This window comes from Streptomyces panaciradicis, assembly GCF_023516615.1.
In the GTDB taxonomy this organism is placed as follows: Bacteria; Actinomycetota; Actinomycetes; order Streptomycetales; family Streptomycetaceae; genus Streptomyces; species Streptomyces panaciradicis.
Genome location: NZ_JAMGBF010000125.1, coordinates 1 through 23408 on the forward strand (window position 1 = coordinate 1; position 23408 = coordinate 23408).

Sequence of the window (23408 nt, forward strand, 5' to 3'; positions counted from 1 at the left end):
TTCGGAAAGAGAACGACCTCTAAGACGTTTGACAGACCCGTTTGTTGGCCTATTCCTCGCCCTGGCCCGCGCTTCGGGCCGGGCGCTGTCCCGGGCCCTTTCGTTGGCCCTGGCCCTGACTGGCGCCCCTGCGTTTACCCCCGGTACGGTCGTGTGCCGGGGCATTGACGGGTGTGCCGCGGTAGCAGCCCACGGTGTAGGGAAATTCCAGGGTGGCGCTGTAGTGGTACGTCGTCGTCTCCTTGCCGTTCCACATCACCTTGCTGGTGCGCCCATGGCAGCTGTCCAGGTCGGCGTTGGTGGGCAGGTTGCCCTTGTCGTCCCGTTCGACGTAGATACCGAAGCCGTCCAGCGCGTACCCGACGAGGGTCGAGCCCTTCTTCGTGGCCGCGGAGAGCAGACAGGACGGGATGTCGTGGTAGTGGTAGTCCTCCGCGCCGTCGGGATGGCCGTCGCACAGGTCCTGGGTCTCGTGGGCCGCGGCGTCCCGTCCCGCGTCGTCGAGGGCGTTGTAGAGGTAGACGCCGTTCTTGAGGATGCCGATGGCTGCCATGGAGAGGCAGCCGGCATTGGCTGCGAGGCTTGGGGTGATCGGCAGGGTGAGGTTGACATTCTTCGACGCGATCGCGTTCGGGTTGGTGTCGTACTGGTAGGCCGGGTCGGACTGCTGGATGGGGAAGGAGCCGGTGCTCTGGTGCGTCGGCAGGTCCTTGGAGGTGATGATCCGGAAGTCGCCCTGGACGGTCTCGCCGTACTCGGCGTCCGGCCAGTTGTGCTCGCCCTGCACCTGTACTTTCGAGGTGGAGTCCCACGTCTTGTTCGTTGTGTCCATCCAGGGGCCGTCGTGGCGTGCCCCGCCGGGGCGGAAGGAGGTCTGGCACGAGTAGACGTGCCCGGTCTGCGGGGTGGTGGAGACTCTGTCGTCGCCGAGCGGGATCTTCTTGGGATCGGTGACCCCGGACCAGGTGGCGGGGACGCCTCCGCCGGCCACCGACGGCGCCGGGCTCACGGACTGCCCGGGCAAGGACTTCAGGGAGGAAGGGGCCGCGGACGTGCAGGCCGCCAGCAGCACCGTTCCACCGGCCATGGCCAGCCCACGCAGCGCGGACCTTCCGGATTTCACGATTCTCGCTGTCACACTCGTTCCTTTACTCGGGAGGGTGATGAGGGGGCGGACTCGGAGCCGCGGCTGGGCACGGCCCCGGAACCTCCCGGTCCGTCGAGCGAGAACCTTGGCAATCCCAGGGGCGTGCCCCCCTGAGGCCTTCCTGAAGGTTGGCTGAAACCTCACGCGGGGCTGGTCCGCCCGGCATCTACGGCCGGGGCAGGCGCACCAGGAAGGTGGCGCCGCCGCCAGGGGTCTCCAGCGCGGTCACAGTTCCGTCGCAGCTGCTCACCAGCGCCGCCACGATGGAGAGCCCGAGACCCGATCCCGTTCCGGACTGCGTGCGCGCCCGGGACGCGTTGGGGCGGAAGAAACGCTCGAAGACGTACGGGCGGTCGGCGGCCGCGATCCCAGGGCCGTTGTCGCACACCCGGATCTCGACCATTGGCCCGAGTGTTTCGGCGGTGATCCGGGTGACGGTGCCGGGCGGCGTGTGGTTGCGGACGTTGGCCAGCAGATTCCCGATCACCTGCCGCAGTCGTAGTGGGTTCGCGCAGGCGAAGACGGCCGGGCCGGGCGCGGGGTCGAATTCGACAGGGTGGCCGGGGCCGATGGCGCAGTGCTCCTCGACCGCATCCCGGAGAACGTCGGCCACCTCCACGTGCGTGTCCACATCCGTGTCCGCGACCTCGTGATCGAGCCGTGCGAGGAGGAGCAGATCCTCCACCAGGCCGGTCATCCTCTCCGTCTCCGCGGCGATCCGGGACATCGCTCGTTCGAGCAGCGGACCGGGCGGAAGCCCGCCGCGGCCATGGAGCTCGGCGTAGCCGCGGATGAGCGCCAGCGGCGTGCGCAGTTCGTGGGAGGCGTCGGCCACGAACTGCTCCAGCCTGAGTCGGGCGGCCTCACGGGCGGCCAGGGACACATCAAGCTGGACGAGCATGTGGTCGAACCCCGTGGTCAGCCGTCCGACCTCGTCGCGGGTGGCGCGGGGCCGGGTACGGCGCGTGAGGTCACCGGCCGCCACCGCCTCCGTGGCGTCGACCAGGTCGTCCAGGGGCCGCAGTTGCCGTCGTACCATCCACCAGCCGGCACCGCCTCCGAGCGCCACGACGGCGCTGCCGCCGATCAGCAGGCTCCCCAGCAGCAGGTCGGCCGTCCGGGAGGCCTCCGCCAGCGACACGGCGAAGACGGTCACGCCACCGTCGGGCCGCCGGACCGCGGTCCAGTGGTACTCCAGCGTTCCGTCCGCACTGCCGGCGCTCCTGATTCGGCCGTCTAGGCCACCGGACAGCGCGGTCTTCCAGGAGATGTCCGGCAGCGGATCCAGGTCCCCGGTCAGCTCCGAGGGCACGGCCTCCTCAAGGCGCCCCTGTGTGTCGAACCGCAGCAGTGCGACCTGCCGGGCCGGAGGCTGATCCGCACCCGGTCGCCCCCTGGACTGTGCCGGCTGACCCGGCTGACCCGGCTGTGCCGACTGCGGCTGGGCGCGGGCGCGCAGCAGCCGTGCGTCGGCCTCGGCGACGAGGTTCGAGCGGGTCCACCACAGGGTGCCGCTGCCCAGGACGGCCACCGATCCGGTGAGCAGCACCGCCACCAGGACGGCCATACGCGCGCGCAGTTGCATGCCTTACGTCCCCGACCGCAGCACGTAGCCGAATCCGCGCACCGTGTGGATCAGGTCAGGACCGTGCACGTCCAGCTTCCTGCGCAACTGGCTGATGTGCGCCTCCACCAGGTTGCCGTCGCCGCGGCCGGCCTCGGCGTGCCCCCAGACTGCCTCGATGATCTGCGCCTTCGACAGCACCTGGCCGCGCGCTTCGAGCAGGTAGCGCAGGATCCGGTACTCGGTGGGAGACAGGACGACCTCCTGGCCGCCCCGGGTCACCCGGTGTGCCCGGTCGTCGAGTACGAGGTCGCTGATCTGCAATGGCCGGTCCACTTGGCCGGTCCGCCCGCTGCGGCGCAGTACGGCGGCGATCCTCAAGGTCAACTCCTCCAGACTGAAGGGCTTCGTCAGATAGTCGTCGCAGCCCCGGGCGAACCCCGTGCGCAGGTCGGCCCGGCTGTCGCGGGCGGTGAGGAAGATGACCGGAAGTTCGCAGCCGGCGCTGCGCAGCCGCCCGCACACCTCGAAGCCGTCGAGGTCGGGCAGGGTGACGTCGAGGAGCAGCAGATCGCAGTCGGGGGCCACGCCGGCGGCAAGGCACTCCCGGCCGCTGCCGATGGTGACGGTGTCGTATCCCTCGTGCCGGAGTGATGCCTCCAGCAGCTCGGCCATCGGTTCGTCGTCCTCGACGAGCAGGATCCGGGCACGTGGCCGCCGGGCGTTGGTCCCCGAGGTCGTCACAGTCATGCGCGGGATGGTAGGGCAGCGAACTGTGGTCTCCGGCGGGCCCGGGACGACGCGAGCGGGTCATCCCGGGCCTCGGTCCGCTGAACAGCCCTGGCAAGGCAGCCCGTCACGCTGATCGCGCCCGGAACGACCGCCCGTGGACCACCTGCTGGAGGTGGTCCGCTGGGCGGCAGCCGGTCCGCAGTTCGGCCGGTTCCCGGCCCTCGCCGACCAAAAGCCCTCGTCCCCGATCCGGACACCGGGAAAGGCCCCTACACAGATCTGTAATTCCCCGTCCGCGTCGACCGTCCCGGCACCCACCACACCGACTACCACGCAGCCAGCGGCGGCCCCCACAAACAAGGCCTGCGCACCAGCGCCGGCGACTACCGCGCCCAGAACCGATCAATCCCCGGCCACATCGCCCTGACCACCTACCACAGCGCCAAGGGCCGCGAGTTCCGCATCGTCATCCTGCCCGGCCTCGTCGAAGGACTGCTCCCACATCACTACCCCGGCAAGCCCCCCGCCAAGGAGGTCGCCGACGCCCGCAGAGTCTTCTACGCCGCCCTCACCCGCGCCAAGGACGAAGCCGTCCTCATCGGAGGCGACCGCTACACCATCCCTGCCAACAAGTGGTACTCCGGACGCACACGAGACACCAAGCGCTCCAGATTCGTCGACGAAGTCGAAGCCCAACTGCCACACGCGCCCGACTGATGAGCCGAAGCATGTTGGTTGGCACATAGGCAGGGTTGTTGTCAGCAGATCGCAGCGTGAGCCCTTGCAGGGTGGCAGGCGGGATGAGGCTGCTTCGGCTGGCGCCGTAGCAGCCCGCACAACCTGCCGGTGGACCTGTCGCTGCAGCTGAACGAGGCGATGCTGGGCTGTCGGAGGAGGCCGCCCGGCGCATCGCCGAACGCCGCTGACGGCGCCAACGACAGGCGAACGTCAAGCCGCCGTCATGGAGATCCTGAACTGGTGCCGAGACGATGTTGTTCAACGGCAGAGGCGGGATAAACGGGGCACGGCCGCTTCCTGTCGGCAGAGGGGAACAGTCTCGATTCGCCGTGCGGCGATCGCTCGGCGATGTCGCTATCCGGTCAGGAGAAAAAGCTTATGCGCATTGGAGAGAAGCTGGCGGCGACCGCGGCGCTTGTCGGCACCGTGGTCACGGGCGGGCTGCTGGCTGCCGCGCCGGCGAACGCGGCCATCACGGATATGGGAATCCATTTGACCACCGGGCACAACGTGGGGCTGTACAACGACTACAACGTCATCGACAACGCCGACAAGGCCACTCAGCAGGACCTCATCTACAACGCGAATCCGAACGTCACGGACGGTATCGAGGTCGACTGCTGGAGCGACAAGGGAAAGATGCTGGACCAGGGAAACCGCTGGTACCACACGAAAACCGAGTACTACAACCACCTCGGGTACTCGCTACACATTTACGCGTGGACCTACGCCCCCTACGTGGACGGCGAGGCCGGCATCCGGGCCGGCCTGCAGAAGTGCGGCTACTAACCCGGTAAGTCCTTCAGCGACCAGGGGTGCCGGCTCCGCGCCGGCATCCTCTGCCGAACGGACCACGTCGGCCTCGGAGTAGTGGCCTGAGCCGCTCATGCGTCGCTTGATACGCATGGGGCGTCTAGTGCCGCGGTTGGCCGAGCTGGTGTTGTCGGAGCATGAACGTGCGGTGCTCGGCGGCTGGGTGGCCGAGAAACGTCCTGCTCCCCACAGGCACGGCAAAGTCGAACCCGCACGGCCATTCGACCAGGTATGGTCCGACAGGCCGTGCGGGTTCAGTAGCTGACCGTTTCCAGGGGGAGGGAATGGGCGGTAGTGCCTTTGGGGAGCTTCTGCGCGATTGGCGGCTTTCGGTCGGCTGGACGCAGGACGAACTAGCAGTCCGGTCCGGGGTGTCGGTGCACTCGATCAGCGTGTTGGAGACAGGGCGGCGACAGCCGCGGCTCTCCTCGGTGAGCCAGCTCGCCGACGCCCTCGCACTCGATCCGCGCCGCCGCGAGCAGCTGCTCGCGGCGGCGCGCAACGACACCACGATGCCGTCCCTGGCGCCGCCCCGACTGAGTGCCGCGGTGCCGCGGCAGCTGCCGTGTGCGGTGGCGGGCTTCACCGGTCGGGTGTCCCAGCTCAAGGAGCTCACCAGCTTGCTGGATCGGGAAGACACCGTGGTGATCTCGACGATCAACGGCACGGCGGGCGTGGGCAAGACCGCACTCGCCGTGTACTGGTCGCACCAGGTCGCGGACCGGTTTCCCGACGGGCAGCTCTACGTCAACCTGCGGGGGTTCGACCCCGGCAGCCAGCCGGTCGAGCCGACCGAGGCGATCCGGGGTCTCCTGGGCGCGCTGGGGGTGCCGGCCCAGCGGATACCGGCCGCTCTGGCCGAGCAGGCGGCGCTGTACCGATCCCAGCTGGCCGACCGGCGGATCCTCGTGGTGCTGGACAACGCCCGCGACACCAGCCAGGTCCGGCCGCTGCTTCCGGGCTCGGCCAAGTGCCTGACCGTGGTCACCAGCCGTGACCACCTCGGCGGACTGATCGTCAGCGAGGGGGCACGCGCCATCCCCCTGGACCTGATGACCACCACCGAGGCCTATGACCTGCTGGCGAGCCGGCTGGGCCCGGAACGGCTCGCCGCGGAACCGCAGGCTGTCGACGACTTGATCGAGTTATGCGTGCACCTGCCGCTGGCGCTGAGCATCGTCGCCGCGCGAGCCACCCTCACCCCGGCCGTGTCGCTGACCGAGCTGGCCCAGCAGCTGCGGGACGTACGCGATCGGCTGCACGCCTTGGACCTCGGTGACACCAGCGTTGACCTCAGCGCGGTGTTCTCCTGTTCCTACCGGACTCTGAGCGCCGAGGCGGCCCGGATGTTCCGGCTGCTGAGCCTGCACCCGGGGCCCATCGTCTCGGTGTCCGCGGCCGCCAGCCTCGTCGGAACCGGCCGCGATCAGGCCCGCGTGGCCCTGTCCGAGCTGACCAGGGCCAAGTTGCTCATCGAACCCAGCGCCAGCCGATTCGCCTACCACGACCTGCTGCGAGCGTACTCGGCCGGCCAGGCGCACCAGGGCGAGTCCGAGCAGACGCGCCACGGCGCCATGCACCGCATGGTCGACCACTACCTGCACACCGCGCACGCCGCAGCGCTGCTGCTCCACCCGCCCAACGACCGGCTGTCACTGGGCGAACCCCAGCCCGGGACTGTCGTCGACGAACTCGTCGACGACGAGCAGGCATGGCAGTGGTTCACGGCCGAGCACGCGGTGTTCCCAGCCGCCATCGACCGCGCCGCCGGCGCCGGCTTAGACACCCAGGCATGGCAACTCGCCTGGAGCGTAGCCAGTTTCTGTATCCGCGCCGGCCACTGGAGACAGCTGGTCGACACCCAATTCGTCGCGATCGCCGCGGCTGAACGGGCCGGTGAACCGCACGGGCAGGCGAGGTCGCTGCGTGAACTGGGCCGGGCCTACATCCGGCTCGGCCGCTATCCGGATGCGCGGGCCAGCCTGCGCCGCGCGCTCGAACTCGACGAGCCGCTCGGCGATCTGGTCGGTCAGGCCCGCAGCTACAACAACCTCGGCATCGTCGCCTACGCACAGGGCGACAACCCGGAGGCGTTGGAGCACGGCAAGGCCGCCTACGCGTTGTTCCACGCGGCCGGACACCGCGCGGGCCAGGCGGAAGCGCTGAACGCGATCGGCTGGATGCAGACCCAGCTCGGTCAGCACGACGAGGCGCTGCACTCCTGCGCCCAGGCGCTCGAACTGCACCGCGCGGTCGGCAGCCGGCACGGCGAAGCGGACACCTGGGACAGCCTCGGCGTCGCCCACCAACACCTCGGCGAACACCAGCGGGCCGTCGCCTGCTACCACAACGCGCTGGACCTGTACGAGAAGTTGGGCAGTCGCCATCCCCAGGCCGACACGCTCATCCGCCTTGGCAACACCCACCAGGACGCGGGCGACATCCCGGCCGCACACCGCTGCTGGCGGCGAGCGCTGCCCATCCTCGACGACCTAGGCCACCCCGACGCCGACGTCCTGCGCGCCCGGCTGGCCCCCTGAGCCCGCGTCCCTGCCATGGAGTGATGACTGGCGGATGGACCCGATCGCAAGTGTGCTGCGCTGCGGACAAAGGGTGATGCTCCACCGGCCGCAGGTCCGCAACGGATGCACGGGGCGCTAGGGTCTGTTGCGAAAGTGCAGGTCGCAGCTACTCATTGAGGCGACCGCTGTTGACAGGCCACTTCGTCCGCCACCTGTACAACGAGAGGGTGTACTGCTGGGCAACCGACAGCTCTAGGGGGTCGGCATCCCGAATAGGAGGACGGTCACCAGTATGGTCATCGGGATGGCGAGGGCCACTGCCAGTCCGGGAAGGCAGCCCCAGATCGTCAGTCGAGCACTGGTTCTCGCGTAGTCATCACTCTTCGGCACGCCTGTATCCAACAGTGAGAAACACCAACTCTCTACCTTCAGAGGCACGTGCCTCTGGGACCTCCAGGTTGAAGGTGCTGGTCACAGCCACTCGTGGTGCACCGGCGGCTGCCGCAGGCCTGCTACCGCACCAAGTGGCCGGGAGGGAATCTTCGGCGTTCCCGCGCCCTATCGCGAACGCCAGCTGACGGGCAGCAGCATGGCGGGCCACGAAGGCCCCACTACGCCCTTGCATTACCACTGTTGACACCACACAGCGGGACCCGTATCGAGTGCGCTCGACAACGGGCCCCGCCCAGTACTGTACTGACGCCAACTCAGTACCACAGCGAGACGAGAACAATCGCCAAACCCGACGTGGCACACCTCAAGGGCCGGCATCCGACGCTGATCGCACGGGTCTGATCACCCCTCACGGGTGGGTTGGGTCTTCTGGCCTCTACGGCCGCCCTCACAGCCCGGCCCGCAGAGCTGCCCCATGAGTGGTTCGCCCCCAAGTGAACGGATCTGCGACAGAGGTGCGTTGGACAAGACTGCACGATGTGAGCCAGGAGTGGCCAAGCCCCCGCAGGACCGAGTGTGTCAAACGAGCGGTGTAACTGGGGTAGTTGCTGGTTAGTGACGGACCGCTGAGAGTCGGCCGTCGAAGGCGTTCAGGGTGGTCTTCCAGCGCGTGGTCCAGCGGGCCTGGCCCTTGCCGGTGGGGTCGAGGGACATGATTGCCATGTAGACGCACTTCAGGGCGGCCTGCTCGGTGGGGAAGTGTCCACGGGCCTTGACCGCCCGGCGGATGCGGGCGTTCACGGACTCGATCGCGTTGGTGGTGCAGACGATGCGGCCGATCTCGGTGTCGAACCGCAAGAACGGAGCGAACTCCTCCCGCGCGTTCTCCCACAGCTTCACGATCGCCGGATACCTCCTGCCCCAGGCGTCGGCGAACTCCGCGAACCGGTCCAGGGCGGCCGCCTCGGTCGGCGCCGTGTAGACGGGCTTGAGGAGGCGGGCGATCTTGTCCCGGTCCTGGCGGGCGGCATAGCGGAAGGAGTTCCGCAGGAGATGGACCCCGCAGGTCTGCACGATGGTGCGGGGCCAGATCGTTTCCACGGCCTCGGGCAGGCCCTTGAGTCCGTCGCAGACCAGCATCAGCACGTCGCTCACGCCGCGGTTCTTGATCTCGGTGAGGATGTGCAGCCAGTGCTTGGCGCCCTCGCCGCCGTCGCCGGCCCACAGCCCGAGAATCTCGCGCCGGCCCTCGGCGGTGACGGCCAGGGCCACGTAGATCGGCCGGTGGGCGACCGCGCCGTCGCGAATCGGAACTCGGCGGCGTCGGAGATCCCGTACAAGGGCCAGGGTGTCCGCGTCGAAGCCGTGACCCTCCTCACCGGCGTTTCGGCCCACGCGTTTATCGCGTTGCCTTCGAGATCCGCCGCCCGCTGCGCGCGCGCAACGAGCCGTGATCTGAGGCGATGCCGGAAGTGTGCGCGCTGAACGTGCTCAGGATCAGGACGGCCAGCCCGCAGCCGGTGATGATCCACCAGGGTGCGGGGCGGACGCCCGCAGCGATCGCGGCGCCGACGACCGCGATGCCGAGGGAGGAGCCGATCTGGCGGCTGGTTGCGGCGACCGCTGCGGCGACCCCGGCCTGGGCGCGCGGCAGGCCGGAGACGGCCGTGTTCGTGATCGGTGCGTTGACGAAGCCGAAGCCGAGCCCGAACAGGGCGTAGGTGAGGGACAGCAGGGCGTGCGAGGGGTGGGTGGAGCGGGTGACCAGGACGGCCAGCAGCCCGCTCGCCGAGATGCCCGTGCCCGCGAGGAGGAGCGGGATGCGGGGGCCTCGGCTGCCGACGATCCGCCCAGACAGCGGCGGGCAGATCAGGGAAAGCACCGCCATCGGGAGCAGGTGCAGCCCGGTGGACAGCGCGCTGAGCCCCAACTGCCGCTGCAGGTAGAGGGTGTTGGCAAACAGGAAGCCGCCCAGTGCCGCGAAGGCGAAGACCGCCGTCGCTGTGGCCGCGCTGAAGGAGGCGCTGCGGAAGAGACGCGGGTCGACGAGGGGTTCGGTGCGTCGGTTCTCGTACGGGACGAACCAGGCCAGCGCGCCTGCTGCGGCAACCAGGCAGGCCAAGATCGGTGGTGAGGTCCAGCCCTCGTCAGGGGCTTCGATGATGGCGTACGTCAGGGTGCCCAGCAGGGTGATGACGAGGAGCTGTCCCACCGGATCGGGCCGGCGGGCCCGGGGCGCGCGGGACTCGGGGACGTACCGCACGGTGAGCGCGAGGGCGGCCAGGCCGATCGGGATGTTCAGCCAGAACACGGAGCGCCAGCCCGCCGACTGCACCAGGAGGCCGCCGAGGATCGGTCCCGCCGCCATGCTGATCCCCACCACCCCGCCCCACACGCCGATGGCCCGCGCCCGCTCCCGCGGCTCGGTGAAGGTGTTGGCCAGGATGGCCATCGCGACCGGGGTGAGCATGCAGCCGCCCACCGCCTGCACCATCCGGAAGGCCACCAGCCACTCGAGTGTCGGCGCCAGGCTGCACAGCGCGGACGCGACGGTGAACAGTGCCAGGCCGAGTTGGAAGATCCGCCGCCGTCCGACGCGGTCGGCCGTGGAACCGGCCAGCGTCAGGAACGAGGCGAGCACGATGGTGTAGGCGTCGAGGGTCCATTGCAGACCGGAGATGGGGGAGGCGAGGGCGTCCTGCATCGAGGGCAGTGCGACGTTGAGGATGGTGGCGTCGAGGCTGACCAGCAGGACGCTCATGCAGCAGATGGTCAGGACGAGCAACTGGTGCCGTCTGCTCCCGGGTTCGGGCATGGCAGCTTCCCTGTTCAGTGGGTCGGCCGGTTGGTGGCGTGCGCGTCCGCGAAGTCCCAGACCACGGGCAGGAATTCGGCCGGCGTCTCGACCTGCGGCATGTGACCGGTGCCGGGCAGCAGTTCGAACCGGGCGCCCGGGACGGCGTTCGCCCAGGCCCGGCCGTAGTCGGCGTCGACGACCTGGTCACTTTCGCCCCAGGCGACGAGCGTCGGGTGGGTGACCTTGGCCAGACGCTCGAGCAGGGTGGGGTCGGCCATGGCGTTCGGGCCGGAGTAAACCTCCAGTGCGGCCCGGTTGGCGACCATGACCGCCCGCTGGGCGTCGGAGAGGGTGCTGGGGTCGAAGCGGAACTTCGAGGGGTCGTGGAAGGAGAGCTGGGCCAGTTCGGCGGGGGAGAGGGGGAAGGTGTCGGCCACGGGGTGGCCGGGGACCTGTATGCCCACGGCGTTGACGAGGACGATACTGCTGATCCGGTCGCTGCCGAGTGCGGCCAGTTCTGCGGCGATCCATCCGCCGATGGAGTTGCCGACGACGGTGACGTCTTCCAGGCCGAGGGTGTCGAGCAGCTGTGCGTAGAGCTGGGCCAGGGTGGGGACGTCCGTCAGCCAGGCGGGGCGGGTGGTGCCGCCGAAGCCGGGGTGGACGGGGGTGATGACCCTGGCCGGCCGCTGCTCGGCGAGGAGCCCGGCGAAGAGGGCGACGGTCTGGGGGCCGCCGCCGCCGTGCAGGAGCAGGAAGGGGTGTCCCTCGCCCTGCGGCCTGCCCTGGACGTCGATGGTGAGGTCGACGTCGCCCTGTGCGAGGGAGAGGGTGTGGGTGGTGGTGCCGGTCATGGAGGTACTCCTCAAGTAGGTGGTTCTGCAAAGGGGGGTGGGTCGGTGGGCCTCACGCGAAGTCGGTGGCCGGGACCGTGGCGTACCGGCTCATCACCTCGATCGTCGACTCCGGGGTCATCTCCCGGCCGCCGGCGATCATGTCGCGCAGGTCGCGGAAGTACTGCACGTACAGGTCCGGCGTGAAGGTGTTGAGCATCACCGCCGGTTCGTCGCCGAGGTTGGCGAAGGTGTGCGGGGTGCCGGGCGGGATCATCGCGAGGGTGCCGGCCGGGGCGGCGTGGGTGGTCTGACCGATGGTGAAGTGGACGGTGCCGGAGACGACGTAGAAGCCCTCGTCGTGCTGGGCGTGCCGGTGCTGCGGTGGGCCCTGGGTGTGCGGGGCGATGGTGATCTCGCCGATTCCGAGGCGGTGCCCGGTGGTGCTGCCGTCCTCGAGGATGCGGATCCGTGCTGGCCCCAGGTGGATGGTCTCGCCGTCGTCCGGCCCTACCAGGGAGACGTCGTTCATCTTTTTCTCCTTCACGCCTCGGTGCTCGACTCTCATGAGAGCGAGCTCTCACGAAATGGAACGTTAGAGGGTTGCCTCTCTTCATGCAAGTGAACTCTCATAAAGAGAGTCGGCAGTGATAGCCTGGGCCCGAGACCTACAGGCACGAACGGGGGCGCACCAATGGCGACACGGACCGGAACCAGTGCGGGCGTGAGCACCGGCCGCAGCAACCAGAAGATGCGCACGCGGACCGCGATCGTCGATGCGGCCCGCCAACTCATCGGCACCGGTGGCGAAGTGACCATGCCCGCGATCGCACGCACGGCCCTGGTGTCGGAAGCCACCGCCTACCGGTACTTCCCCGATCTCCCCTCGCTGATCAGCGAGGCCCTGGCCGGCGTATGGCCACCCCCCGCCGACGCCCTCGCACCGGTCGCGGACTCGGCCGACCCCGTCGAACGCATCGCCTTCGCCTGCGAATTCCTGCTCCGCGGCATACTCGCCCGACAGGGAGCGGTGCGCGCGATGATCTCGGCGACCATCACCCGGCCCGAGACGGTGACCAACCGCCCCGGGGTTCGTTTCGGGCTCATCGACCACGCCCTGCTCCCCCTGCAGGACACGCTCGGGCGGACGGATCCCGAGGCGTTCGCCCAACTCAAGCGCGACCTCGCCGTTGTCGTCAGCGCGGAGGCGCTCTTCACGCTCACCGATCTGTGCGGGCTCGAACCGGACGAGGCCGTCGCCAGCGCCGTACGGACGGCGCGGAGGTTGACAAAGGCCGCGGTGCGAGAGATGTAGTAGCCACCCAGGGTGGCGTGGTCCCACAGGCGGGCTCGGCCGCACATGTCGGCGTTTTCGGGGAAGCCGTTCTCGGTGCTGCCGTCGTAGAGGCCGCCGATCCGTGCGGGCGTCAGGCCCTGTTCAGCCGCCATCTCAGCAGCGTGGGCCAGGCGAGGCTCACGGCGCGAGGTCATGGCAGAACTGTCCGTCCTGTCGGAGGCCGCATAACTCCTTGACCAACTGGGAGAGCTGGCCGGGTCAAACCGGTCGGTGCACTGAGAGCTGGTGTTGATGTCTGCCTCGTAGCTGGTCTTGGACAGGAAGTTCGCCTTCGCGCCCACCGAGTCGCCGTAGCCGCAGTTGTTGTAGCTGTCGGTGATGTTGTCGATGGCGTCGTAGAAGGCCCACTTGGCGTCGTTTCGAGAAAGCCCGCCGGCAGGCCGCCATACCGCTACCAGGTCGTGCACATTGTTTCCCTTCTGCAGATGGCGGGATCGGTGCCGGGCGCGAGCGGGGCAAAGGCCTGGCACACAGGGTGTCCGGCGCATCGTTCGGCCGGCGACGGAGGAGGGGGCCCTGCCGTCGGGGAGGGGAGTGGTCACCCGGCGGCAGGGGGCTAATCGGATGCCGCGTTGGCGTTCCAGGTCGGTGACGTGTCGGCGGTGGTAGTCGAGTTCGGCTTGGGCGGCGTGGGCGTAGTGGCGGACGACGTCCTTGCCGAGTAGGAGGTGGGCGACGGTGCTGAGTTCGCAGTACGCGAGCGCTTGGGCGAGATCGTCGTAGAGGGGGACGGAGTGCTGTTCTTGGTAGGCGTCGCTGTCGCAGGCCGGCCGCGCGGTTAGTTTCTCTTCGATGCCGTGGGTGATGGCGGCGAGGTAGGTGGCGACCGCGACGTAGGCGGAGGCGTCGGCGCCGGCGAGCCGGATCTCCAGGTGTGCGCCGGGGCCGTGGCCGGTGACGCGGACGGCGCAGCCGCGGTGGTCGAAGCCCCAGGTGTAGCGGGTGGGGGCGAAGGAGTGGGGCTGGTAGCGCTTGTAGGAGTTGACGGTGGGGGCATACAGGGGGGCCATGTGCGGCAGTGCGGAGAGAAGTCCGGCGATCGCGTGCGCCATCGCCGGCGCCAGGCCTGCGCCCCGGCGGGCTGAAGGGTCTGCCGGACGCGATTGAGACGGTCTGGCCCCGCACGGTTGTCCAAACGTGCATCGTTCACCTGATTCGCAATAGCATCCGGTACTGTGCTCGTCAGGACTGGGACAGGTCGCCAAGGATCTCAAGCCCGTCTACACCGCGCCGAGCGAGGCCGCCGCGACCGAACGGTTCTTGGAGTTCTCCGAGAAGTGGGGCACCAAGTATCCGGCCGTGATCAAGCTGTGGTCCGATGCCTGGGCCGAGATGGTGCCCTTCCTGACCTTCGACGTCGAAATTCGCAAGGTCATCTGCAGCACCAACGCGATCGAGAGCGTCAACGCCCGCATCCGCAAGGCGGTTCGGGCCCGCGGCCACTTCCCCACCGAGGGCGCCGCGTTGAAATGCCTCTACATGGCGCTGATGAGCCTGGACCCGACCGGCAAGGGCCGCCGCCGCTGGACGATGCGCTGGAAGGCACCCCTTAACGTTTTCCAGATCGCTTTCGATGGCCGCCTGACCCCCACCGACCAGCGATAACTCAACAACCAAGATCAGCCGTTAAGTTGACACACCGCTGCGATGAAGGCCGTGATGCGTTCAGACGGAGGCTCCCTGACCTCACTGCCGAGATAGCGGTCGTACAAGCCATTGAAGGACCGGCGGGCGCTCTTGTCGTCCGCCGGTCGCACACCTTCCCAAACAGCCAGGTCGTAGCTCATGCCAGGAGGCTCTCACGCCGCTCTGACAGCCATAAGAAACGACGTCTTAGACCGTGTCCTATGTGGTGAGGCGGCCGTTGGTCTGGGCATGGGGCGGGGCACATGGAGTTGGATTGTTCCGGACGGGCTGTGGGAGATCGCGAAACCGCTGATCCCGCCGTCGAAGGTGCGGCCGCAGGGCGGCGGGACTCAAGACACACCTGATGAGACGCTGTTCGCGGCCATCATCTACGTCCTGGTCAGCGGCTGCGCCTGGCGATCGTTGCCGCCGTGCTTCGGCGTCTCGAAGTCGACGGCCCACCACCGGTTCCTGATCTGGTCCAGAGCCGGTGTCTGGGGCCGCCTCCACGAAGCGGTCCTGCACCGGCTCGACGACGGCGGCCTCATCGACGTCACCCGCGTCGTCCTCGACACCGCCCACGTCAGGGCTAAAAAAGGGGCGAACACACAGGTCCGAGCCCCGTGGACCGAGGCAAGCCGGGTTCCAAGATGCACATCCTTTCGGACGCGAACGGACTGCCACTCCTCGTCGGCGTCTCAGCCGGCAACACCCACGACAGCGAAGGGCTGAAGCCCATGGTCGAGGGTCACCAAACGAGACACGACCCTCACCGAGGACGGTACTTCAAGCCCCAGCGCCTGCATGCGGACAAGGCCTACGACCGCGCCGACCTGCGCAGATGGTTGCGGTGGAAGCGCATCGGGGTACGGATCGCCCGCAAAGGCATCGAATCCAGCGAACGACTAGGCCGACGCAGATGGGTCATCGAACGGACCATGTCCTGGCTCTCCGGCTACCGACGCCTCAGCCCCCGCTACGAGCGAAACCCCGTAACTACCTGGCCTTCCTCGGACTTGCCGCCGCCCTCTGCTGCTACAAGCGACTCGTCCGCCTCACCACATAGGACACGGTCTAACTCGACGGCGCAGAGGGGGTGGTTGGTCTTCGCTGTGAGCGGCGGCTCTGTGTGCTGGTGTGTCAGTGGTGCCGGTTATGTTGCTGGGCATGACACGTTGGATCAAGTATGGCGTCATGGCGTGGATGGAAGGCGGCCGGTACAGGGACGACGAGACTGTCCTGGTCTACTTCAAGGGGACCAGCCTGGCTGCCATGGCCGAGGGCCTGTCCGCACAGCGCCGACCGCGGTTCGCCTACGGCAACGACCCATCACCGGGCGACTGGGGCGTGATCGTGCACCACATGTCCAACCCTGCCCTTGAGGACTACGACGGGATCGACTACCGCAGGCTGTGCCCTCAGGGCGCTGAGCTGATGGTGTTTGTTCCCAACCCGTGCGTGGCCAAGGCCCACGGACCCAAGGCCTACCACTACAAGGACGGCCAGACATCGTCCTGCATCGACTACGAGGACCCTGACTACGTCGGCGAATACTGGCCCAACAAGATGGCCCCCCTCATCACGGCGGCCGGACTGGATCATCAGAGCGATACCTATGAGGAGCAGCTGACCCAGCTGATCTGCGACCACCTGGGACTGCCCGCACTGGATCGCGACACCATCACGGTGGACCGCGACCTGGTGGCTTCCTACTTCTAGGCGCCTCTTCGACGGGCCCCTAAGGTTTCCGTCCGTCGGGTCAGCCGACGCCGTTCGGCAGAGTGGTTCGAGCACTGCACGTCGACCGCGACCACCTGCGCGTGGAGCAAGATCAGCTGGCGCAAGCCTGAGCGTCAGGCAGGTGGAGCAGGGAGGGGGCCAGTCCGCAGGACCGGCCCCCTCCCTGCTGTGGGTCAGCCGGCCAGCGGCTGCCACCGGTCTTCCTGCGCGGGATCGAGCCGGCTGCCCCACACCAGCGCCCCGCCTACCAGGCCGGGCTTGTCCCGCGTCGCCAGGGCGGGAGCTTCGAGCATGTCCGCGACGTTCTCCAGGTAGGCCGCCAGCGTGTCGAGCTCATCGCCAGGACCTTCGTTGTAACGGGACCAACGGCCCAGGTAGCCAGTCGCAGCGTCCAGATACAGGCCCGAGGTGCGGTCCGTGACGCCATAGGAGACGACCGGGATCCAGGCCGCGTTCCACACAGTGATCCGGTTGTCCGCGGTACGGCGGCTGTTGAGGGCGTCCTGATGGGCTTGGGTGTCCATCTGCTGCCGGTAGAAGTCAGCTACGCCGTCCAGGGGCATCAGGGCCTGGTTGCCGGGCAGGCATCCCGCGCCGTCTACCCCGTCGTCGCCCCCGGTGAGAGACCACCAGGCGCGCAGGTCGGTGGGTATCGAGATGCCGAGGTCCTGCTCCAGGCCGGTGAGGGTCGCGGAGCTCGCGCCGTCGCGGAGCGCCGCGTGGGAGTCGGGGGCGTGGTGCTGGAGCCAGTGGGTGATGCGTTGCCAGGCGTCGGCGATCTGCCGCTCGGCGACCGTATCGAGGCCGGGACCGGCAGGCTCGCCGTTGCTCTCACCCTGACCCTGGCTCTCGGCGTTCGCGGCGGCCTCGTTGACCGGGACCCGGTTCACGTACCGGATCTCGATCCGATCGGGCTCGCGTATGTAGCCGACGGCCAGGGCGGGACAGTCCTCGAACAGGTCGCCGTCGATCATCACGGTGAGGATGCCGGGCAGAGTCGAGGGCCGGCCCATGTCCGGATCGTCCGCCAGTTGGCCGGCCAGGACCCTCAGGGCGTACGGCGCGCCCGCCCCCAACTGTAAGACGGTGTCGCGCACGTGTGGAGGGATCTCAACGTTCACGGCCTGCTACTCCTTGCTGATCGGATGGAGGGCAGTGCCGTTCACACAGTAGGATGCGGATGCTGACGGCAGCCCCGGCGCACATTTTGTCTGGTACAGCGTGCGGCTGGTGCGGCGGCGACCATGCTCGGCTTCCGTCTGCAAGAGCGCTCCGTCACCCGCCGTGACGGGCAGGCCCAGAAGGCCCAGCAGCAGGAGCTGCGGCATGTGCTCGTGTGCTTCCTCGCTCGGCTCGCCGCGATACGCCGCCTGCAGCACGAGCGGTCCGTCCTGCGGGAGACCGGTGCCCCGAGGCGGATCGCACGGCCGACCGAGCGTCCTGGACGCCACTCGAACTGCACTTCTTGCTCTCCCACTGGGCGACCTCGTCCTGATGGGGACGGCGGCCAGCAGCTTCAGGGCCTGCCGAAGGTAGCTGCCACCGGCGGCGATGAGTGCGACGCGCTGAGCGCGCCGGCAACGGGGCGGGTGGGCTCAGTCGTTGCGGCGCCGTGCCTCCCGGGGCCAGCCGGCTCGACCCTTCAACGCCTCGACGCGGGTAGCTAGGTCGTGGCACAGGGCCTCCAACTTCTACTCAATCCGCGGCCCCAGCGAGATCGAATTCGTCGCCCGTGACATCGGCCGCGTGCCCGACAGCCGCCGTGCCGGACTCCGGTATCGCAGGGCCATGGAGGTTGCCGAGTGGAAAGTCGCCCGACAGCGTCGACGCGGCGCGCACCGCGTTGCGGCAGGCGTGCGCAAGCGGCCTGGCCGTCGCCCCGGAGATGACGGTGGACGCGGCGCACAACTGGATTCGGTGGGCGGAACGTGGGCTGAGCGCCCGGTGGCCACCGGACGGGCCCAGGACGGCGGATACGGCAACGGCGGCTGGGGTAGTCCTCATCAGGGCCTGTGGGGGGCGGGCCACGATGAGGGGGTGGTCCGTCGTGCAACAGGGCCTGATCGCCCGTACGTTCAGTCCGTACACGTGGCGGGCGAGGATCCGCCCGATCCTGATCGCGGCGCTGCCGCCGGCCCTGCCTGTGGTGGTGCTGGTGCCGGACTGGTCGGCCGCGCGCCGAGTGTGGGCGCTCGTGCTGGTGTCCGGACTGCCATTGCTGCTAGGGCAGTTCAGCCGGTCCCGGGGACGGCGGCTGGAGCCGGCGTTGTTCGAGCAGTGGGGTGGCAAGCCGTCGGTACAGCTGTTGCGGTGGCGGGGTCCGACGGGGACCGCGCATCTGGCGTATCTGCACGCCCGTATCGAGCAGATCGCGGGACCGCCGCTGCGGCTGCCGTCGGCTGCGGAGGAGCAGTCCGACCCAGAGGGCGCCGACGCCGTCTACGAGGTGGCGGGCACGGTGCTGCGGACCCGGGCGCGGGCGCTTCCGGGCAGTGAGCTGGTGGCGGAGGAGAACCGCGAGTACGGCTTCCGCCGCAACGCGCTGGGGCTGCGGCCGCTGGCCCTGGGCGCGGGGGTCATCGGTCTGTTCGGGGCGGTGCTGTACGCGGTGGTGGGCTGGGCGCCGGCCGGTTTCGCCAAGGCCGTGGTGTCTGTGTCGATGGTGCTCGCGGACCTGGCGCTGCTGCTGTTCTGGCTTCGGACGGTGCGGTCCGCCTGGGTGGAGGAGGCGGCCTGGACGTACGCCCGCCGCCTCATCGAGACGGTGGGGCTGCCCGACCTGGAGTCCCGGACGTCGTAACCGCTGTCAGTCGGCGGCGAGGGCTGGGCGCAATACGGTGTCGCCGTTGCAGTACAGGGCATAGAGCAGACCCAGCGGATTGCGGTGGACGACGGCGAAGTGCTCCCGGGTGGCACGAACCGCCTCGCCGATAGGCTCGCCGGACAGGAGACGGTCGAAGAAGACGGTGGCCCAGGCCGCGGCGAAGGGGGCCGGGGTGTCCGCCTCGGTGCCGAGTACCCCACGGGAACGCTCCAGGAAGTGGGTCAGGAAGCCCTCCGTGGACAGCGCCGAGGTGACGGCTGTGCCACATGCGTTGAGCACGATCACCGGTGAGCCGGGCAGGGCGGTGCCGTGGTCGCGCAGGCTGCGCAGCAGGATTCCCCCGGTGGTGCCCTCCACGGCGAGCCGGGGATTCGCCGGTCCGTCGTCGTCGTGGGCCACGGCGTGGCAGTAGAGGTAGACGATCCCGGCGGATCCGCCCGTCCCGCACAGGGTGTCGAAGAGGGGCTGCTGCCGGTCGTGGATGGTGAGGCGGGCGAGTCCCTTGTCGTGGTAGTCGCGCCAGTACGCCTCTTGCTTCGCGACCAGGTCGCGTTCGCCGCCGAGATCGATGGCGCGGTTGAGGCCGAGGGTGACGTCCAGGCCCCGCCGGGTGTCGATGGCCACCTCGATGATGCCCCGGCCGGCGTGGGCGGCGACGGGGATGCAGTCGACCCGGTGGCGAAGGCCGAGGATCTGTTCGAAGTCGGCGTCGCGCATGTGCTCGACCGGGCACATCAGGTGCCAGGGCAGCAGGGGCCGGTCGGTGACGAACTGCACGCTGCGCGGGCCGGCCCCGGTCAGGTACTCCTGGATCCTGCGGCCGACCTCTTCGAGCTGGGCGTCGGCCCCGTCGAAGAACAGGTCGCGGAACATCCGGCAGCCCGCCTCGGCCAGCAGCCGGGTGTGGTGTGTGTAAACATCGTCCGGGAGGGCGAGTCCGGTCCGGGGAGGACCGTCGGAGAGCGGGCCCCACTCGGCGGTCACGGCCCGCAGTGGACGACGGGCCTGCACCGCGATCGCGTGCAGGGCGCTGTCGGTCTTGTGCAGCGGCGCCCGAACGGCGTGGCCGATGCCTCCGGAGACGACGATCTCGTACTCGCGGCCGCCCGGAGCCGGGCGTATGTGCACCGACAGGCCGCGGTCGCGCACCTCGGCGACGGCCGCACGGGAGGGCCCTTGGGCCCGCACGCGTACCTCGTGTCCCAAGACGTTGATGTGCAGCACCTGCACGAGGCTGCCTGAGCGCCAGAAGGTCGCCTGGAGCGGGAGGGTGCCGGTACGGGCAGGGGTGATCAGGAAGCGGGCCCGGTCGGGGGAGGGTCCCTGGGCGGGCACGGTCAGTGTGCCGGCGAGGGCTTCGGCCTCGGCGTCGACGCCGGTCACCCGGACAGTCAGCGTCGCAGGCCAGGCGTCTGCGGTGCCGAGGTCCCTGAGCGGCTCGGACACGGAGTCCTCGCGCGGGCCGCCGTCGACGTCGAAGCCCAGGACGAACGTGCCCGGCCGGTTGGCTGGGCCCGGTTCGACGTCAGCGTTGATCCAGCGGCCCGCGTCGTCCAGGTCCGGCGGCAGGATGCCCGCGCGCAGGGCGAGTTGCGAGGCCGGCGGGATGCGGGCGCCCCGCTCCGTGCCCGCCCCCCGGTCAGTGGGGATGGTCTTGCCGATCAGGGACGGGGCGAGCCGTCTCCTGACTTCAGCGTGATCGAGCAGCAGCCGCAGCAGGGCCTGCGCGCGGCTCTCGTACTCCGTCGGCGGTGCCGTCGTCAGTTCCTCCACGGCGATCAGCAGCCGTGGCCGCAGTTCGGGCCAGTTCTCGCCCACCAGGGCCGGCAACTCGTACCAGAGGTCCATGAGTTCGACGAGAGCGGGATCGGGGTTCACTGTGCCCTCTCCGGATCGGTGTGCGTGCGGGTTACCCGGCCGGGTGTCACCGTCAGGTCGGCGCCCGGCCGGTCCTTGGGCGGGTGGACGGCCCGAAAGCCCCGCGCGGCGGCGATTTCGGGGCGGGCGTATTCGGTAGTGCTGGGCGAGAGGTAGTTGAACCAGAGCACGGGATCCTGGTACCGCCGCGCGATCCGGGCGACGGCCCGCCGGTCGGGATGGCCGAAGCGGGCGCCGCTGGTGGAGAACAGCCAGTGGCGGCAGTCCAGTCGGGCGAGGAGTTCCGGGCTGAGGTTGCGGCTGCTGCCGTGGTGCGGCACCTTGCACAGGTCCACCCGGTACGGCCGTCCCCACGGGGTGTCGTCCAGGTGGCGCAGACCGTCGCACAGGGTCTCGGCGTGCGCGTCGGCGCCGAACAGCACGCGGGCGCCGTCGTACTCGGCGAGGAAGGCGATGCTCGACCGGTTCGGCACGGACTCGTCGCGGATGTAGGGGCGCAACGCCAGTTCTTCCCAGGCCACGCCGGCATCGCTGCCGCGCAGGACGTCCGGGGGTGCGAGAATCTCGGGGCCGAGTCGTTCGCGTTCGATCTCCTCCACCCAGCGCGTCCAGTCCCGACTCAGGTCCAGTAGGGCGCCCCGCCGTGGGGACAGCAGGGTCAGCCGCAGCCCCGAGACGTCGAATACGGGCAGCTCACCGCCTACCGGGACGGCGACGGCGCGCCCGTTGAACCTAGTATTCCAGGGCTGGTCCACCAGCAGCCGGGAGAAGGTGTCGGCCTGGGCGTGGCTGAGGACGTCGCCGAGGATCTGCCGGTCGCCGTTGAACCATACTTCGTCCGCGGTGAACCCCTCCGGCGGATCGCGGAACAGGGGTATCAGGCCGCCGATGTGGTCGGCGTCGAGATGGGTGCACACCACGAGATCGAAAGTGCGCTCGGCGACCGGTTGTCTGCGAAACCGGGCGGCGAGCCCCTCGGGCAGCCGGCCGCCGCGGCCCCCGCGGCCGCCGTCGACGAGCATGCGGCGGGTGCGTCCTTGGTACGTCCACTCCACCCAGAGGCAGTCGCCCTCATGGGCCGGCAGTGCTTCGACTCTGATCACGTGCGGCCCGTCACGCCCCGAAGTATCCGAAGCCGGCCCAGGAATGGAGGTCGGCGAAGGAGCGCTCGTCGTCCTCCTGGAACTCCAGTGCCAGCAGGAGCCCTTCGGTGGCCTCGTCGTTCGGCAGCCACGGCTCGCCGACGGCGAGGGCCTGCTGGAGGAAGGCGAACCGTTCGCCGTTGGGTACGTCACGCAGCCAGACCTGGGCGTCGCGCAGCGCCGTGGCCGGGTGGTCGTCCTCGGTGCGCCAGCGCCGGTAGAAGTCGGTCATGAGGAGCGCGGCCGGTACATCGGGCAGCGACCACATGGCGGCGACGACTCCGGCGACGCCCGCCTGGAGCAGGCCGCCGGGCAGCGACACCACCTCGTCCGGCAGTACGGTGCCCGGCAGGTACGACTCGCAGGCGGACAGGACGGCCAGGCGGAGCGTCAGCCGCAGCGCCAAAAGGTCGCGCAGCCGCAGTTCGTCCGTGCCGGCCAGCAGCAGTCCGCTGTCCAGCGGGGTGAGCAGATCGGCCTGCCCGTGACAGGCGAAGTGCGCGGCGTCGGCCTCGGCGAGGGCGTTGCGGGCCGCGGCGGCGTGGGCTGCCGGGCCCCGCAGCACGGTCGTACGGGCCGGGAACCCGGCCGCCGCCGCGCGGGCCTCCTGCTCGGCCGAGCCCAGGGGCGGCCGTCCGGCCGGGTCCACGACGACGGTCAGCCGCTCGACGCGGCCCCCGGCGCGTGCGCGGGCCGAGGTCAGGGAGCGGGCGTTGGGCACGTAGCTGAGGACGAGGTCGTCGAGGGCGTACCGGCGTCCGGTGGGCGTCGCCCTGTCCTCGGTCCAGGCCGCGTGCAGGGGCAGCAGGCCGAGCAGGCCGCCGGCTACCAGAACGGCCCCGTCGAAGGAGCGCAGGGCGTCGCAGACCGGGCCCATGAGGTCGTCCCACAGCCACTTCGTGGTCGTCTCCAGAGACTTCTCCCACTGCGTCAGCCGTCCGGCACGGTCGGCCGCGTACGCCTTGTGGGCGTCGTCGTGGGCGCGCGCACGGCTGAGCACCGCCTGGGCGGTCAGGACAGGCAGGTCCACCTGGCGTACGTCGTGGTCGTGCACGACGAGGGCGACTCCGCCGCGTTCGGCCGCCGAGAGATACACCAGCGGCTGCTCCTCGGCGGCGCGGTAGACGTCTTCCTCGGTCGGTTCGGGCAGGAAATCCTCGAACCCGTCGAGCTGCCGGATCTCCTGCACGACGGCGTCGAGTTCGCGCCTGGCCGCGCGGATCTCCGCGATGCGGTCCACCCCATCACCCCCAGCACCGTCGGCTCCTTCACCGATCCGGTGGGACTCAGCGTAGATGAACG

At 69.4% G+C, this 23408-nt stretch carries 18 protein-coding genes and 3 pseudogenes; 7 read left to right on the forward strand and 14 right to left on the reverse strand.

Annotation, left to right across the window (positions count from 1 at the left end; all coding sequences use genetic code 11):
* Nucleotides 1–49 precede the first annotated feature (49 nt).
* From M8J74_RS33085 to M8J74_RS33095, 3 genes are all read right to left on the reverse strand, one after another.
* The gene (locus M8J74_RS33085; RefSeq protein WP_249839964.1) at nucleotides 50–1138 is read right to left on the reverse strand and encodes a YHYH protein; all 1089 of its coding nucleotides are present in this window, start codon (nucleotides 1136–1138) and stop codon (nucleotides 50–52) included.
* Nucleotides 1139–1313: 175 nt separating this feature from the next.
* Nucleotides 1314–2732, reverse strand: coding sequence for a sensor histidine kinase (locus tag M8J74_RS33090; RefSeq protein WP_249839965.1), 1419 nt, complete (start codon nucleotides 2730–2732; stop codon nucleotides 1314–1316).
* A 3-nt stretch (nucleotides 2733–2735) separates the two neighbouring features.
* Nucleotides 2736–3461, reverse strand: coding sequence for a response regulator transcription factor (locus M8J74_RS33095; protein ID WP_249839966.1), 726 nt, complete (start codon nucleotides 3459–3461; stop codon nucleotides 2736–2738).
* 444 nt (nucleotides 3462–3905) lie between these two features.
* Here M8J74_RS33095 and M8J74_RS45080 point away from each other — a divergent pair, with 444 nt between their 5' ends.
* The 3 genes from M8J74_RS45080 to M8J74_RS33110 all read left to right on the forward strand — a co-directional run bounded on the left by M8J74_RS45080 (nucleotide 3906) and on the right by M8J74_RS33110 (nucleotide 7534).
* Entirely contained in the window at nucleotides 3906–4160 is a 255-nt protein-coding gene (locus tag M8J74_RS45080; protein WP_505016714.1) for a 3'-5' exonuclease, read from the forward strand.
* Nucleotides 4161–4559: 399 nt separating this feature from the next.
* Nucleotides 4560–4970 (forward strand): hypothetical protein, encoded by a 411-nt coding sequence (locus M8J74_RS33105; protein ID WP_249839968.1) that lies wholly within the window; start codon nucleotides 4560–4562, stop codon nucleotides 4968–4970.
* 308 nt (nucleotides 4971–5278) lie between these two features.
* Entirely contained in the window at nucleotides 5279–7534 is a 2256-nt protein-coding gene (locus M8J74_RS33110; protein ID WP_249839969.1) for an ATP-binding protein, read from the forward strand.
* A 987-nt stretch (nucleotides 7535–8521) separates the two neighbouring features.
* Here M8J74_RS33110 and M8J74_RS33115 read toward each other — a convergent pair.
* The 5 genes and pseudogenes from M8J74_RS33115 to M8J74_RS45180 all read right to left on the reverse strand — a co-directional run.
* A pseudogene (locus tag M8J74_RS33115) lies at nucleotides 8522–9223 on the reverse strand (IS256 family transposase); the annotation flags it as partial.
* A gap of 85 nt (nucleotides 9224–9308) precedes the next feature.
* A complete protein-coding gene (locus M8J74_RS33120) occupies nucleotides 9309–10724 on the reverse strand; it encodes a DHA2 family efflux MFS transporter permease subunit (protein WP_249839970.1) in 1416 nt (471 codons plus the stop codon).
* Nucleotides 10725–10738: 14 nt separating this feature from the next.
* Nucleotides 10739–11560 (reverse strand): alpha/beta fold hydrolase, encoded by an 822-nt coding sequence (locus M8J74_RS33125; RefSeq protein WP_249839971.1) that lies wholly within the window; start codon nucleotides 11558–11560, stop codon nucleotides 10739–10741.
* Nucleotides 11561–11612: 52 nt separating this feature from the next.
* Nucleotides 11613–12071: a cupin domain-containing protein gene (locus M8J74_RS33130; protein WP_249839972.1), complete on the reverse strand. Its 459-nt coding sequence runs from the start codon at nucleotides 12069–12071 to the stop codon at nucleotides 11613–11615.
* A 329-nt stretch (nucleotides 12072–12400) separates the two neighbouring features.
* Entirely contained in the window at nucleotides 12401–13906 is a 1506-nt protein-coding gene (locus M8J74_RS45180; protein WP_249839973.1) for a type I glutamate--ammonia ligase, read from the reverse strand.
* 62 nt (nucleotides 13907–13968) lie between these two features.
* On the opposite strand from M8J74_RS45180, the pseudogene M8J74_RS33145 reads away from it, so the two are divergent.
* Nucleotides 13969–14501, forward strand: a pseudogene (locus M8J74_RS33145) (IS256 family transposase); the annotation flags it as partial.
* 14 nt (nucleotides 14502–14515) lie between these two features.
* Here M8J74_RS33145 and M8J74_RS33150 read toward each other — a convergent pair.
* Nucleotides 14516–14683, reverse strand: a complete 168-nt coding sequence (locus M8J74_RS33150; protein WP_249839974.1) for a hypothetical protein — start codon at nucleotides 14681–14683, stop codon at nucleotides 14516–14518.
* An 88-nt stretch (nucleotides 14684–14771) separates the two neighbouring features.
* Between M8J74_RS33150 and M8J74_RS33155 the strand changes: the two are divergent.
* Nucleotides 14772–15588, forward strand: a pseudogene (locus tag M8J74_RS33155) (IS5 family transposase).
* Nucleotides 15589–15689: 101 nt separating this feature from the next.
* Nucleotides 15690–16241: a hypothetical protein gene (locus M8J74_RS33160; RefSeq protein ID WP_249839975.1), complete on the forward strand. Its 552-nt coding sequence runs from the start codon at nucleotides 15690–15692 to the stop codon at nucleotides 16239–16241.
* Nucleotides 16242–16435: 194 nt separating this feature from the next.
* On the opposite strand, the gene M8J74_RS33165 is transcribed toward M8J74_RS33160, so the two are convergent.
* Nucleotides 16436–17383, reverse strand: coding sequence for an SMI1/KNR4 family protein (locus M8J74_RS33165; protein ID WP_249839976.1), 948 nt, complete (start codon nucleotides 17381–17383; stop codon nucleotides 16436–16438).
* Between the two features lie 6 nt (nucleotides 17384–17389).
* Entirely contained in the window at nucleotides 17390–17641 is a 252-nt protein-coding gene (locus tag M8J74_RS33170) for a hypothetical protein (protein WP_249839977.1), read from the reverse strand.
* 668 nt (nucleotides 17642–18309) lie between these two features.
* On the opposite strand from M8J74_RS33170, the gene M8J74_RS33175 reads away from it, so the two are divergent.
* Entirely contained in the window at nucleotides 18310–19062 is a 753-nt protein-coding gene (locus M8J74_RS33175; protein WP_249839978.1) for a hypothetical protein, read from the forward strand.
* A gap of 6 nt (nucleotides 19063–19068) precedes the next feature.
* On the opposite strand, the gene M8J74_RS33180 is transcribed toward M8J74_RS33175, so the two are convergent.
* The 3 genes from M8J74_RS33180 to M8J74_RS33190 are packed head-to-tail and all read right to left on the reverse strand — an operon-like array spanning nucleotide 19069 to nucleotide 23346.
* Entirely contained in the window at nucleotides 19069–20964 is a 1896-nt protein-coding gene (locus M8J74_RS33180) for a CHAT domain-containing protein (protein ID WP_249839979.1), read from the reverse strand.
* The gene (locus M8J74_RS33185; RefSeq protein WP_249839980.1) at nucleotides 20961–22067 is read right to left on the reverse strand and encodes a ComEC/Rec2 family competence protein; all 1107 of its coding nucleotides are present in this window, start codon (nucleotides 22065–22067) and stop codon (nucleotides 20961–20963) included. The genes M8J74_RS33180 and M8J74_RS33185 overlap by 4 nt, the downstream gene beginning before the upstream one ends.
* Before the next feature lie 10 nt (nucleotides 22068–22077).
* Nucleotides 22078–23346, reverse strand: a complete 1269-nt coding sequence (locus M8J74_RS33190) for a CHAT domain-containing protein (RefSeq protein ID WP_249839981.1) — start codon at nucleotides 23344–23346, stop codon at nucleotides 22078–22080.
* Between the last annotated feature and the right edge of the window lie 62 nt (nucleotides 23347–23408).